The sequence below is a fragment of the Terrabacter sp. 2YAF2 genome (assembly GCF_052114705.1).
Lineage (GTDB): Bacteria > Actinomycetota > Actinomycetes > Actinomycetales > Dermatophilaceae > Terrabacter.
The window spans coordinates 15,254-29,016 of sequence record NZ_JBFRFG010000006.1; the positions used below are offsets into that span (position 1 = coordinate 15,254).

12 protein-coding genes and 1 pseudogene are annotated in these 13,763 nt (G+C 70.9%); 8 read left to right on the forward strand and 5 right to left on the reverse strand.

Annotation, left to right across the window (positions count from 1 at the left end; translation table 11 throughout):
• Positions 1-22 precede the first annotated feature (22 nt).
• Positions 23-1,723, forward strand: a complete 1,701-nt coding sequence (gene ilvD, locus AB4030_RS08840; protein ID WP_442278848.1) for a dihydroxy-acid dehydratase — start codon at positions 23-25, stop codon at positions 1,721-1,723.
• A 12-nt stretch (positions 1,724-1,735) separates the two neighbouring features.
• On the opposite strand, the gene AB4030_RS08845 is transcribed toward ilvD, so the two are convergent.
• Complete coding sequence (locus AB4030_RS08845; protein ID WP_442278849.1) at positions 1,736-2,569, reverse strand: helix-turn-helix domain-containing protein; 834 nt, start codon at positions 2,567-2,569, stop codon at positions 1,736-1,738.
• A gap of 128 nt (positions 2,570-2,697) precedes the next feature.
• Between AB4030_RS08845 and AB4030_RS08850 the strand changes: the two genes are divergently transcribed.
• Positions 2,698-3,525, forward strand: a complete 828-nt coding sequence (locus AB4030_RS08850; protein ID WP_442278850.1) for a phytanoyl-CoA dioxygenase family protein — start codon at positions 2,698-2,700, stop codon at positions 3,523-3,525.
• A gap of 5 nt (positions 3,526-3,530) precedes the next feature.
• Here AB4030_RS08850 and AB4030_RS08855 read toward each other — a convergent pair whose 3' ends face one another.
• Positions 3,531-3,956 carry an SRPBCC family protein gene (locus AB4030_RS08855; RefSeq protein WP_442278851.1) on the reverse strand — a complete coding sequence of 142 codons (426 nt, stop codon included), beginning with the start codon at positions 3,954-3,956 and terminating at the stop codon, positions 3,531-3,533.
• A gap of 9 nt (positions 3,957-3,965) precedes the next feature.
• Complete coding sequence (locus tag AB4030_RS08860; protein ID WP_442278852.1) at positions 3,966-4,931, reverse strand: GNAT family N-acetyltransferase; 966 nt, start codon at positions 4,929-4,931, stop codon at positions 3,966-3,968.
• 303 nt (positions 4,932-5,234) lie between these two features.
• Here AB4030_RS08860 and AB4030_RS08865 point away from each other — a divergent pair, with 303 nt between their 5' ends.
• From AB4030_RS08865 to ilvC, 3 genes are all read left to right on the forward strand, one after another.
• The gene (locus AB4030_RS08865) at positions 5,235-7,094 is read left to right on the forward strand and encodes an acetolactate synthase large subunit (RefSeq protein ID WP_442278853.1); all 1,860 of its coding nucleotides are present in this window, start codon (positions 5,235-5,237) and stop codon (positions 7,092-7,094) included.
• 2 nt (positions 7,095-7,096) lie between these two features.
• Positions 7,097-7,609, forward strand: a complete 513-nt coding sequence (gene ilvN / locus AB4030_RS08870) for an acetolactate synthase small subunit (RefSeq protein WP_442278854.1) — start codon at positions 7,097-7,099, stop codon at positions 7,607-7,609.
• Positions 7,610-7,673: 64 nt separating this feature from the next.
• The gene (gene ilvC / locus AB4030_RS08875) at positions 7,674-8,702 is read left to right on the forward strand and encodes a ketol-acid reductoisomerase (protein WP_442278855.1); all 1,029 of its coding nucleotides are present in this window, start codon (positions 7,674-7,676) and stop codon (positions 8,700-8,702) included.
• Between the two features lie 74 nt (positions 8,703-8,776).
• On the opposite strand, the gene AB4030_RS08880 is transcribed toward ilvC, so the two are convergent.
• Positions 8,777-9,541 (reverse strand): SDR family oxidoreductase, encoded by a 765-nt coding sequence (locus tag AB4030_RS08880; RefSeq protein ID WP_442278856.1) that lies wholly within the window; start codon positions 9,539-9,541, stop codon positions 8,777-8,779.
• A 183-nt stretch (positions 9,542-9,724) separates the two neighbouring features.
• Here AB4030_RS08880 and serA point away from each other — a divergent pair, with 183 nt between their 5' ends.
• From serA to AB4030_RS08895, 3 genes and pseudogenes are all read left to right on the forward strand, one after another.
• Entirely contained in the window at positions 9,725-11,308 is a 1,584-nt protein-coding gene (gene serA, locus AB4030_RS08885; RefSeq protein ID WP_442278857.1) for a phosphoglycerate dehydrogenase, read from the forward strand.
• A 142-nt stretch (positions 11,309-11,450) separates the two neighbouring features.
• Positions 11,451-11,804, forward strand: a pseudogene (locus AB4030_RS08890) (ATP-binding cassette domain-containing protein); the annotation flags it as partial.
• A 148-nt stretch (positions 11,805-11,952) separates the two neighbouring features.
• Entirely contained in the window at positions 11,953-12,423 is a 471-nt protein-coding gene (locus AB4030_RS08895) for a hypothetical protein (RefSeq protein ID WP_442279122.1), read from the forward strand.
• Positions 12,424-12,425: 2 nt separating this feature from the next.
• On the opposite strand, the gene AB4030_RS08900 is transcribed toward AB4030_RS08895, so the two are convergent.
• Positions 12,426-13,721, reverse strand: coding sequence for an AI-2E family transporter (locus tag AB4030_RS08900; RefSeq protein WP_442278858.1), 1,296 nt, complete (start codon positions 13,719-13,721; stop codon positions 12,426-12,428).
• Positions 13,722-13,763 lie beyond the last annotated feature (42 nt).

Here is a 13,763-nt window from a genome sequence, read left to right on the forward strand (position 1 = left end):
ACACGGTCCTATGCTGCAGGGCATGACGCAGACGCCTGACATCAAGCCCCGCAGCCGCGACGTCACCGACGGTCTCGAGAAGACCGCCGCGCGGGGGATGCTCCGGGCCGTGGGCCTCGGCGACGACGACTGGGTCAAGCCACAGATCGGCGTCGCGAGCTCGTGGAACGAGATCACGCCGTGCAACCTCTCGCTCGACCGGCTCGCCAAGGCCGTCAAGGACGGCGTCCACGCGGGCGGCGGCTACCCGCTCGAGTTCGGCACGATCTCCGTCTCGGACGGGATCTCGATGGGACACGAGGGGATGCACTTCAGCCTCGTCTCGCGCGAGATCATCGCCGACTCCGTCGAGACCGTCATGAACGCCGAGCGACTCGACGGCTCAGTGCTGCTCGCCGGTTGCGACAAGTCGCTGCCGGGCATGCTCATGGCCGCCGCGCGCCTCGACCTGGCCTCCGTCTTCCTGTATGCCGGCACGATCCTCCCGGGTGTCGCCAAGCTGTCCGACGGCACGGAGAAGGAGGTCACGATCATCGACGCCTTCGAGGCCGTCGGGGCGTGCAACGCCGGTCTCATGTCGCGCGAGGACGTCGACGCCATCGAGCGCGCCATCTGCCCGGGTGAGGGCGCCTGTGGCGGCTTCTACACCGCCAACACGATGGCCGCCGTCGCCGAGGCGATCGGCATGTCGATCCCGGGTTCGGCCGCGCCGCCCGCCACCGACCGCCGCCGCGACATGTACGCCCGCAAGTCGGGCGAGGCCGTCGTCGAGCTGCTCCGACGCGGCATCACGGCGCGCGACATCATGACCAAGCCTGCCTTCGAGAACGCGATCGCCGTCGTCATGGCCTTCGGCGGCTCGACCAACGCCGTGCTCCACCTGCTCGCCATCGCGCACGAGGCCGATGTCGACCTGACGATCGAGGACTTCCGTCGCATCGGCGCCAAGGTGCCGCACCTGGCCGACGTCAAGCCGTTCGGCAGCTTCGTCATGAAGGACATCGACCACATCGGCGGCATCCCCGTCGTCATGAAGACGCTGCTCGAGGCGGGACTGCTCGACGGGGACTGCCTCACCGTGACCGGCAAGACGATGGCCGAGAACCTCGACGAGATCAACCCGCCGCACATCGACGGCCGAGTCATCCGCGAGATGGCCCGGCCGATCCACAAGACGGGTGGCCTGACGATCCTCACCGGCTCACTCGCGCCCGAGGGTGCGGTCGTGAAGTCGGCCGGTTTCGACGAGTCCGTCTTCGAGGGCACCGCCCGCGTCTTCAACGGCGAGCGCGCCGCCATGGACGCCGTCGAGCAGGGCTCCCTGAAGAAGAACGACGTCGTCGTCATCCGGTACGAGGGGCCCAAGGGTGGCCCCGGCATGCGCGAGATGCTCGCCGTCACCGGCGCGATCAAGGGCGCCGGGCTCGGCAAGGACGTCCTGCTCCTCACCGACGGTCGCTTCTCCGGTGGCACGACCGGACTGTGCGTCGGTCACGTCGCGCCGGAGGCCGTCGACGAGGGGCCCATCGCCTTCGTCCGAGACGGTGACACGATCCGCCTCGACGTGGCGAGCGGCACGCTCGACGTGCTGGTCGACGACGAGGAGATGGAGCGCCGCCGCGCCGAGGGCATCACGCACCCGGAGCCGAAGTACACCCGGGGCGTCCTCGCGAAGTACCGCAAGCTCGTCGGCAGCGCGAGTGGCGGCGCCGTCTGCGGCTGACGCCGGTCAGGCTCAGCGCCCCGCGTCCCTGTAGGCGCGGGGCGTGAGACCCGTGGCCTCGCGGAAACGCCTGATGAGGTGCCGCTCGTCGGTGAACCCGGTGGTGGCGGCGATGTCGCGCACGCTGAGCCCGGTGTGCACGAGCATCTCGGTGGCGGCGGAGAGCCGCCGGGCCGCCCGGTGCGCGTACGGGCCGGTTCCGGTCTCGGCCCGGAACCGCCGCCGCCACGTCTCGTAGGGCAGCCCGACCTCGGCCGCCACCGAGGACAGCTCGAGGGTCTCGGCGAGGTCGCCCTCGAGAAGCTCGACCGAACGCGCGAGCCAACCGGCGTCGGCGACGGGACCGCGTCGCCGCTGGTGGTCGACGAGCTCTCGCGCCTGGAGCAGGGCTGCGAGCAGGTCGAGCGCCTCGGCGTCGCGCGCGTCGAGGGTGGCGGGTCGCGGCCGGTCGAACGCGGCGAAGCGGGCGGCCCACCGGCGCACCGGCAGGCCGTGCACGAGCGGGCGGTCGGGGGAGAGGGCGCCGGTGCGGCCGGCACAGTCGAAGACCGCGCCGTCGAACACGACGAAGTGCTCGTCCCAGCCGCCGGGGTCTGCGCCGTACCAGTGCGGGTGGCCCGGGTGGACGACGACGAGCGTGCCCGCGCCGATGGGCTCGTCATGACGGGCGTCGCGGTAGCGACCAGTGCCGGACGTGAGGAAGGTGAGACCCCATGTCGGGTGCCGTCGGGTCGTTCCCGGCGGCAGCCCGCTCCCTGCCGTGATGCGGGCCGCGATGAGGACCCGACCGAGGCGTCCGGCTGCCGGCCGCGGTCCGACCTCAGGCGTCGACGGGGTATCGCTCACGCCCACATCAAACCAGAACGTACCCCGGTGACCATGCGGTCCGGGGCACCCTCATGACGCGTCTGGTGGGCTGCACCCATCCGACGGCCACTCCGGTCGTGGATGATCCGCGAAGGACGGTCTGCATCATGCCCACTGAAACGCTTCCCGAGCTCACCACGGCATACCCCATCGACGCCGAGCAGGTGGCGGCCTACCGGGCCCAGGGCTTCCTCCGGCTCTCGGGAGTGGCGGACGCCGGCGACGCGGCGGCCTACCGTGGCCCCATTGCCGCGGCGGTCGAGCGGCTCAGCACCGAGACCCGGCCGCTCGCCGAGCGTGACAGCTACGGGATGGCGTTCCTGCAGGTGATGAACCTATGGCGCCACGACGAGAGCGTGGCCCGCTTCGTCATGGCGTCCCGATTCGCCGACGTGGCCGCGAGGCTGCTCGGCGTCCCGCGGGTGCGGCTCTACCACGACCAGGCGCTGTTCAAGGAGCCTGGCGGCGGCTACACCCCGTGGCACCAGGACGCGATGTACTGGCCGCTCGACGGCGCGCGGTGCCTCACGATGTGGATGCCACTCGTGGACATCACGCCGGCCCACGGTGGGCTCGCCTTCGCGACCGGCAGCCACGTCGACGGCCCGCTCAGCGACATCGGGATCTCCGACGCCTCCGAGGAGCACTTCGACCGGCTGGTCGCGGAGGGCGGCCTCGTCGTCGACGAGCCGGTCGCGATGCGTGCCGGTGACGCGTCGTTCCACTCGGGATGGACGGTGCACAAGGCGCTCGGCAACACCTCGGCGCAGATGCGCGAGGTCATGACGGTCATCTGGTTCGCCGACGGGCTCACCGTGCTCGAGCCGGCCAACTCCGCCCAGGCGAACGACCTCGCGACGTGGCTGCCCGGCCTCGCCCCGGGTGACGTCGCAGCGTCACCGGCCAACCCGGCCCTCGGCGCAGCCTCGGGCTGAGACCTCTAACCCTCGGTGGACTCGGCTCGCGCCTTGAGCCCGGCGGCCTCCAGGGCGAGGTAGCGGTCGGTGAGGGACCGGTAGCCGCGCCCGACGAGCGAGCCGACCCAGCCCGACTGGGTGATCGAGAGGGTGGCCCGGCAGGTGCCCGGCCCGGTCGCCTCGACGGTGTGCCGGCCGGTGGTCCGCCTTCCGGGAGAGCTGGCCTCCCATGTGAAGTCGCGCCCCTCGGTCAGGTCGGTCACGGTCCAGACCGTGGTCGGGATGCGCGGCTGGTCGATGCGCGCCCGTGCCCCCACCCGGAGCGCGCCGTCGAGCAGCGTGACCGCGCGCACCGATGCGGTCCACTCGGGCCACTGCTCCACGTCGCGCATGATCGACCATGCCCGCGCGACCGGGGCCTCGATGTCGATGCTCGCGTGCTGCTCCACGACGCCTCCTCAGGCCTGCGCGGCCACCGGCTCCGGCGTGACGTCCGCCGCCCAGTGGCGCCACACCGACGTGACCTGCATCCCGACCTTCTCATAGAGACCGAGCGCGCCGGTGCGGGAGTCGGTCGAGAGCTCCGACCGGTCCCCACCATGTGCGCGGGCCACCTCGAAGGCGTCCACGAGCAAGGCGCGGGCCAGCCCCTTACCGCGCTCGTCGCGTCGCACCGCAAGCTTGTCGACGTAGGCGCAGCCGCTCGAGACGACGACGAAGGCCATGCCGACGACCTGGTCATCGCGGTCGACCATGAGGCGCAGCTGCCACGGCTGGTAGCCGGGCCGCCGCGACACGTTCGCCGCCCACTCCTCGAAGGTCGCGCGCTCGCGGTCGGACCACTCGAGGAAGGCGTCCTCGTTGACGGTCCACGTCGCTCGCAGATCGCCCTCGTCGCGCGGCTCGCGGATGACGTATCCCTCGGGAACGGGTTGAGGGTCGATCGCCTGCCCGGCCGGCACCTGGAGGACCCACGAGGTCCAGAGCGTGCGGTAGCCGAGGGAGGCGAGCAGCCGCTCGGCAGGGGAGTCGCCGGGGACGGGCTGGCCCACGAGCGTGCCACCGTCCCGCGCGGCGACGGCCCGGGTCCAGTGCGACAGGGCCGTCCCGATGCCGCGTCCCCGGTAGTCGGGGTCGACGGCGGCGTCGGCCCAGCGGCCCTTGTAGACCTCGGCGTACGCGACGAGGCGCTCGCCGTGGAGGACGCCCACCGACTGCGACGCGAGGTCGAACGCGGGGCGCTGCCAGTCGCCGACGATGTCGGCCTCCTCGATGAGCACGTCGCCGACGTCGTGCTGCTCGCACCCGGCCACGAGTGCCGTGACGGCGGCCGCGTCGCTGCGCATCAGGGGGCGGGTGCTGAGACCATCGGTGTCGCCGGGCAGCACGAGCGAGACGGGCGGCGGGGTGCCGACAGTGGTCATGGCGGCCAGTGTCCCGAGCGGGCCGGCGCGCGGACAACCGACTTTCCACCCGAACGTCGCCAGTGACAGTACGTGAGACTCCGAGTTCACATGTTGAGACGCACGAGACGGCCGATTGACACTTCTGGGCCTGGGTAGCACGGTGGTCACGTGGCCAGACTCCTCGTACTTCCCTAGCGCGCCGACCAGCTCGAACGGTCAGCGCGCTCCCTTCCGTCCCACCGCGGGACCGAAGGGTTTTTTTGTGGGTGGAGCCGGCCCGAACCGGCAGGACAACGATGTGCTCGAGACAAGGAAGAGATCGTGAGCGACACGACGAAGCAGGCGCCCTCGCCCGCTGACGTGGCCTCCCTGGCCCGTCCCCGACCCACGGCAGAGCCGCAGCCCGCGGGGGCCGTCACGGCGGCCCTCGAGGTCACCGGGGCACAGGCGCTCGTACTCTCCCTCGAGGCCATCGGCTGCGACACGGTCTTCGGCATCCCGGGCGGCGCGATCCTCCCGGCGTACGACCCGATGCTCGACTCGAAGAAGGTGCGCCACATCCTCGTGCGCCACGAGCAGGGCGCCGGCCACGCGGCCGAGGGGTACGCCTCGGCGACCGGCAAGGTCGGCGTGTGCATGGCGACGTCGGGGCCGGGCGCGACGAACCTCGTGACGCCACTCGCCGACGCGCACATGGACTCCGTCCCGGTCGTCGCGATCACGGGACAGGTCGCCAGCGCGGCCATCGGCACCGACGCCTTCCAGGAGGCGGACATCCGCGGCATCACGATGCCGATCACCAAGCACAACTACCTCGTGACCGACCCGGCGAAGATCCCGCAGGCCATCGCCGAGGCGTTCCACGTCGCGAGCACCGGTCGCCCCGGCCCGGTCCTCGTCGACATCAGCAAGGACGCCCTTCAGGCGAGGACGACGTTCAGCTGGCCGCCGCAGATCGACCTGCCGGGCTACCGTCCGGTCCTGCGCCCGCACGGCAAGCAGATCCGCGAGGCCTCCCGGCTCATGGCCGCGGCCAGGCAGCCGATCCTCTACGTCGGCGGCGGGGTCGTCCGGGCCCACGCTAGCGAGGCGTTGCGCCGCCTCGTGGAGCTGACCGGCATCCCCGTCGTGACCACGCTCATGGCGCGGGGCACCGTGCCCGACAGCGAGCCGCTCAACCTCGGCATGCCCGGCATGCACGGCACCGTGGCCGCCGTCACCGGCCTGCAGAAGTCCGACCTCATCATCGCGCTCGGGGCCCGCTTCGACGACCGCGTCACGGGCCAGCTCTCGACGTTCGCCCCGCACGCCAAGGTGATCCATGCCGACATCGACCCCGCCGAGATCTCCAAGAACCGCATCGCCGACGTCCCGATCGTCGGTGACGTGGGCGAGGTCATCCAGGACCTCATCGAGCAGGTGAGGCTCGACCGGGCGGCCAGCGAGGCAGACGCCGGCGGCTGGGACTATGCCGCCTGGCGCGAGCGCGTCGCCGAGTGGAAGCAGACCTTCCCGCTGGGCTACACCGACAGCGAGGACGGAACGCTCTCGCCGCAGTACGTCATCGAGCGCATCGGCGCGCTGACCGGCCCCGAGGCCACCTACGTCGCGGGCGTCGGGCAGCACCAGATGTGGGCCGCCCAGTTCGTGCAGTACGAACGCCCCAACGCGTGGATCAACTCGGGGGGTCTTGGCACGATGGGCTTCTCGGTCCCGGCGGCCATGGGCGCCAAGGTCGCCGAGCCCGAGCGCACCGTCTGGGCCATCGACGGCGACGGCTGCTTCCAGATGACGAACCAGGAGCTCGCGACCTGCGTCATCAACAACATCCCGATCAAGGTCGCGATCATCAACAACAGCTCGCTCGGCATGGTGCGCCAGTGGCAGACGCTCTTCTACAACGAGCGCTACTCCAACACCAACCTGCAGCCGCTCGAGCAGCGCGTGCCCGACTTCGTCAAGCTCGCGGACGCCTACGGCTGCCTCGGGCTGCGCGCCGAGACGCCCGAGGAGGTCGACGCCGTCATCAGGCAGGCGCTCGAGACGAACGACCGCCCGGTCGTCATCGACTTCATCGTGCACCGGGACGCCATGGTGTGGCCCATGGTGCCGGCGGGCGTCAGCAACGACATGATCCAGGCCGCACGCCACGAGGCGCCGGTCTGGGAGCGGGAGGACTGAGCATGAGCAAGCACACCCTGTCGGTGCTCGTCGAGGACAAGCCCGGCGTCCTGACCCGCGTGGCGGCGCTCTTCTCGCGCCGGGGCTTCAACATCAACTCCCTCGCCGTCGGCCCGACCGAGCTGCCGGAGATCTCGCGCATCACGGTCGTCGTCGAGGTCGAGGGCACCGCCCTGGAGCAGGTGACGAAGCAGCTCAACAAGCTCATCGAGGTGCTCAAGGTCGTCGAGCTCGAGGCGCACGCGTCGGTCCAGCGCGAGATCCTGCTCGTCAAGGTCCGCGCCGACGCAGCGACCCGCAGCCAGGTCATCGACACGATCCAGCTCTTCAAGGCCAAGGTCGTCGACGTCACGACCGACGCGATCGTCATCGAGGCGACCGGCACCTCGGACAAGCTCCGCGCCCTCCTCGACGTGCTCGAGCCGTTCGGCATCAAGGAGCTCGTCCAGTCCGGCCTGGTCGCCGTCGGCCGCGGCTCGAGGTCCATCACCGACCGGAACCTCCGCAGCGCCTGAACGACCCCAGGCCTCACCGTCCCACCCAGACCACCGCACACCGCAACCGAAGGAGAAGGCCACCATGGCCGAGATGTTCTACGACGACGACGCCGACCTGTCGATCATCCAGGGCAAGAAGGTCGCCGTCATCGGCTACGGCAGCCAGGGCCACGCCCACGCGCTCAACCTGCGCGACTCCGGCGTCGACGTCCGCGTCGGCCTCGCCGACGGCAGCAAGAGCAGGGCCAAGGCCGAGGCCGAGGGCCTGACGGTGACGTCGGTCGCCGACGCCGTCAAGGAGGCCGACCTCGTCGTCATCCTCACGCCCGACCAGGTGCAGCGGACCGTCTACGCGAACGACATCCAGCCGAACCTCAAGGAGGGTGCCGCCCTGCTCTTCGGCCACGGCTTCAACATCCGTTTCGGCTACATCAAGCCCGAGCCCGACGCCGACGTCCTCATGGTCGCCCCCAAGGGGCCCGGCCACATCGTGCGCCGCGAGTTCGTCGACGGCCGTGGGGTGCCCGTGCTCCTCGCCGTCGAGCAGGACGCCTCGGGCACGGCGTGGGACCTGGCCAAGGCCTACGGCAAGGCGATCGGTGGCCTCCGTGCCGGCGGCATCAAGACGACCTTCACCGAGGAGACCGAGACGGACCTCTTCGGTGAGCAGGCCGTCCTCTGCGGTGGTGCGAGCCAGCTCGTCATGTACGGCTTCGAGACCCTCGTCGAGGCGGGCTACCAGCCCGAGGTCGCCTACTTCGAGTGCCTCCACGAGCTCAAGCTCATCGTCGACCTCATGATCGAGGGCGGCATCGCCAAGCAGCGCTGGTCGGTCTCCGACACGGCGGAGTACGGCGACTACGTCTCCGGACCGCGCGTCATCGACCCGCACGTCAAGGAGAACATGAAGGCCGTCCTCGGCGACATCCAGAACGGCACCTTCGCCAAGCGCTTCATCGACGACCAGGACGCCGGTGCGCCGGAGTTCAAGTCCTTGCGCGAGAAGGGTGCCCAGCACCCGATCGAGGCCACCGGCCGCGAGCTGCGGGGGCTCATGGCATGGGTCAAGCAGACCGACTCCGACTACGTCGAGGGCAGCGCCGCGCGCTGACTCGTCCCTGCGGTCCGACGGCCGGCGTCCCGTTCGTGGGGGCGCCGGCCGCTCGCACATGCCGGGGGGGTCCTTCAGCGCCCCGTCAGCCGTTCGGGCTGGGTGGCCAGCCAGTCGGCGAACGACAGGCCGCCCAGGTCGGCCGTGCCGGTAGCCGGGACGTTGCGGCTCTCGGAGATCGCCCGCATGAGGCGGCCGAGCGGCGGGACCCGGACGACGCGAGGCGCCGAGGCGCGGCGATGGGCGCGCACCAGCCTCGCCACCTCGCCGATCGGCAGCACGTCGGGGCCGGCGACGTCCGGCGCCCGGACGTATCCCGTCGGCCGGGGCCCTGCCGCGACATCGACGAGACGACGAGCCACGAAGTCGGTGTCGACCGGCTGGAAGGCCATGTCGCCGATCGTCACGGTGAACGGGCCGACACTCAACCTTCGGGCGAAGAACGCTGTGAGGGAGTGGAACTGGGTGGCTCGCAGGACGGTGGCCGGACCACCGGCCGCATCGATGCCCTGCTCGGCGCGCAGCTTGCGGCGGTAGTAGGTCATCGGCTGCTGGTCGATCCCGACGATCGAGATGTGCACGAGGTGGACGTCGTGGGCGGCTGCCGCGTCGGCCAGGCGGCGGGTGGCGTAGACCGTCACCGTGTCACCCCGGGACGGATCGTCGGCGCAGTGCACGACGGTGTCGGCACCGAGGAGGGCATCCTCGAGGCCATCGCCCGTCGCGAGGTCCACGCCGGTCCGGCGGCTGGCCGGCACCACGTCATGGCCACGAGCCGTGGCCTCGCGGACGACTCGCGACCCCAGGTCGCCCGCCCCTCCCGTCACGACGATGCGCATGGTCCAGAGTGTCCTGTGGTCCTGCTGGAGCGCAACGATCCCCCCGACCCTCGCGGATCCGGCCCGGTGGTCGCTCCGTGATTCTCGGAGGCCGAGCCCCTAGACTCGCCGACGGCACGCCGAGGTGCCTCCGACGGCCCGCGCCCGGCACGCGCGGCCTCGCCCCTCCGGAAGGGACCCCTTGTGAGCAGACCTGTCGTCCTCATCGCTGAAGAGCTGTCACCCGCCACGATCGAGGCACTGGGACCAGACTTCGAGGTCCGTTCGGTCGACGGGGCCGACCGCGACGAGCTCCTTCCGGCTCTCGCCGACGTCGACGCGATCCTCATCCGCTCGGCCACGAAGATGGACGCCGAGGCGATCGCCGCGGCGAAGCAGCTCAAGGTCATCGCCCGCGCCGGTGTCGGGCTCGACAACGTCGACGTCCAGTCGGCCACCCGCGCCGGCATCATGGTCGTCAACGCACCGACCTCGAACATCACCTCGGCCGCCGAGCTCGCCGTGGGCCTGCTCCTCGCCACCGCCCGCAACATCGCCCCGGCCAACCAGGCCCTCAAGGCGGGGGCGTGGAAGCGCAGCAAGTACTCCGGTGTCGAGCTGCTCGACAAGACCGTCGGCGTCGTCGGTCTCGGCCGCATCGGCGCGCTCGTCGCCGAGCGGCTCAAGGGGTTCGGCATGAGGATCCTCGCCTACGACCCCTACGCCTCGCCCGCCAAGGCCGGCCAGCTCGGTGCCCATCTCGTCGGGCTCGACGAGCTGCTCGCCCAGTCCGACTTCATCACGATCCACCTGCCGAAGACGCCCGAGACCATCGGCCTCATCGGCGAGGAGGCGCTGTCCAAGGTCAAGCCGTCGGTGCGGATCGTCAACGCCGCTCGTGGCGGCATCGTCGACGAGGCCGCCCTCGCGCGCGCCATCGCCGAGGGTCGTGTCGCCGGCGCCGGCATCGACGTCTTCGCGTCCGAGCCGACCACCGAGTCGCCGCTCTTCGAGCACGAGTCCGTCGTCGTGACCCCCCACCTGGGCGCGTCGACCGAAGAGGCCCAGGAGAAGGCCGGCATCGCCGTCGCCAGGTCGGTGCGCCTCGCCCTCGGGGGCGAGCTCGTCCCCGACGCCGTCAACGTCTCCAGCGGCTTCATCGCCGAGGAGGTCCGCCCCGGGATCCCGCTGGTGGAGAAGCTCGGCCGCATCTTCACGGCCGTCGCCGGCACCGTGCCGGCCCAGCTCGACGTCGACGTCCGCGGCGAGATCACGGCCCATGACGTCAGCGTGTGGAAGCTCGTCGCCCTCAAGGGGCTGTTCACGGACGTCGTCGAGGATCCCGTCACCTACGTCAACGCGCCGGTCCTGGCCGAGCAGCGGGGCTGCGTCGTGCGTCTCGTGACCGACCCGGACTCCGGGGACTTCCGCAACGTCACGACGCTGCGCGGCACGCTGGCCGACGGCACGGTCGTCTCGGTCTCGGGCACGCTCACCGGCCCGAAGAGGGTCGAGAAGCTCGTGGGGGTCAACGGCTACGACCTCGAGGTCCCGCTCTCCGAGCACATGCTCGTCTTCGAGTACTCCGACCGCCCCGGCGTCATCGGCGGTGTCGGCCGCATCCTCGGCGACGCGGGCATCAACATCGGCGGCATGCAGGTCTCGCGGCAGGACGACCGCGCCATCGGCGTGCTCAACGTCGACAGCGCCGTCCCCGCCGCACTGGCGGCCGAGCTCTCCGAGGTCGTCGAGGCCAAGACCTTCTCGGTCGTCGACCTGCACGACTGAGCCGTCGGCGCGGACGCGCCACGCGGCATACGCGATGGGTTCAGGTCTTTCGGCCCTGTCGCGACGCCGTCCCGACGGCGACGGTGGAGGGGGCTACCTCGGGCCCAACGGCGCCGGCAAGACGACGATGTCGCGGATCATCATGGGACTCACCAGGGCCACAGCGGGCCGCGTCGAGCTGGCCGGGCTCAATGCCTGGGCGCGCCGGGACGAGCTGCACCGGAGGGTCGGCTACGTCCCGGGAGACGTCTCGCTCTACCCGCGGCTCACCGGGGTGGACCACGTCGACTACGTCGGTCACCTCCACCGGCTCGGGCGGCCTGCCGGCGCCGGAACGCTGGCGGAGCGGCTCGACCTCGACGTGCGCAAGCCGGCTCGCCAGCTCTCCCGCGGCAACCGGCAGAAGCGGGCCCTCCTGCTCGCGCTCATGATCCGACCCGAGCTGCTCGTGCTCGACGAGCCGTCGAGCGGTCTCGATCCGCTCGTGCAACGGGAGTTCCACGCCCTCCTCTCGGAGCACGTGGCGCGGGGCGGCACGGTGCTGCTCCGCTCGCACGTCCTCAGCGAGGTCCAGCGGGTCGCGACCCGGATCGGGGTGCTGAGCGCCGGCCGGGTGGTGGCGGTCGAACAGCTGGACGCCCTGCGTGGTCGTCGACAAGGCGCTAGCCACGGTGATGGGAACCCTGGGGCTGTCGGCACTGCTCGGCCTCGCCCTCGTGGCCGAGGGAGCGCTGGTCGGCTTGGACCTCCCCGCCGGCAACGTCGCCGCCGCCATGCTCCACCTGGCCCTGCTCGGTCTCGTGTTCGGCGCGCTCGCCCTGGCCATCGGGGCCGGGACGGGTCGGCTCGGGCTGAGCCGGGCCGTCCCGGTCTTCGTTGCCGTGGTGGCCTACGTCGTCAACGGCCTCGGTGGGCTCGTCGACTGGCTGGCTCCGGTGCAGAAGCTGTCGCCCTTCTACCAGTACGGCGCCCACGACCCGCTGCGGAACGGTGTGTCGTGGCCGGCGGTCGGCGTCGCCGTCGGCACGGTGGTCCTGCTCGTGGCCGCGGCAGCTCTCGGCTTCGACCGCCGCGACGTCACCGCTTGGATGTCACCGCTTGATGTCACCGCTTGATGTCACCGCTTGACGTCAGGGGAGTCGTGCGGTTCGCCCGTCGTCCGGGTGGTCGTCACGGTCGTCGTCCGGTCTGCGGGTTCCGGAGCCACCTCGTCGGCCAGGTCGTCGGACAGCTGCTCCTCGTCGTCGACGGGCTCGAGGCTGGCGAGCTCGGGAACGAGCTCGTGGCGCTTGCTGAAGGTGTCGATGATGGCGAGCGCGACGGCGGCGATGGGGATGCCGATGAGCGCACCGATGGGGCCGAAGAGCGCGGCCCCCGCGATGACGGACCCGAGCGCCACCGCCGGGTGCACGTCCATGGTGCGTCGGCTGATGCGCGGGGTGAAGACGTAGTTCTCGAGCTGCTGGTAGACCGTCGCGAACACGGCGATCCACAGGGCGTTGATCGGCTTGTCGAGCAGCGCGAAGAGCGCCGGCAGGGCCACCCCGATGTAGGTGCCGATGGTCGGGATGAACTGGCCGACGATGCCGGCGAAGATGCCGAGCGGGAGCCAGAACGGCACGTCGATCAACCAGAAGAAGGCCACGTGGAAGACCGCTGACACCGAGGCAAGCACGAGCTTCGACACGACGTAGCCGCCGGTCTTCTCGACCGAGATCGTCCAGACGGTGATGAAGACCCGCTGGTAGCGCTGGGGGAGCCAGGAGCCGATCGTCTGACGCAGCCGCGGGCTGTCGGCGGAGAGGTAGTAGGCGAAGACCCCAATCGTCAGGGCGTCGAAGATGAAGGTGAAGAGCGATCCGAAGATGCCGACGATGCCGCCGCCGTACTTGCCCGCGAGCTCGCCGAGCTTGTCCGGGGTCAGGCTGAGAGCCGACTGGATCTGCGCGAGGTCGAAACTCGTGTGGAAGGTCGAGTTGACCCAGTTGATCGCCGAGGTCACCGCGCCGGGCAGCTGCGTCCCGAGCTGGGAGAGCTGCGAGATGAAGACCTGGCCGAAGAGCTCGCCGAGGCCCACGAAGAGCAGGAGCAGGCCGAGCATCGTCAGCCCGGTCGCGAGACCACGCTTCATGCCCCGGCCACTGAGCCAGAGGACGACCGGTTCCATGGCGATCGAGACGAGCCACGCGAGCAGGAGCAGGAAGAGGAAGCTGCTCATGGCCTGGAACGCCCATGTGGCCACGGACAGCAGGACGACGGCCGCGAGCACGGTGAACGTCACGCGACGGGCGTTGCCGGGCGTGATCGCGATCCAGCGGGCCTCGTCGTCGAACGGCACCCCGGGCACGGCGTGGCTGATGTGCCGCTGGTGCGGTGGAGAGCTGGGGTGATCCTGGTGGTGGTCGGCGCTCACGCGCCGAGCCTACGGCCAGCGGTCTCCCGAGCGGGGGATGCG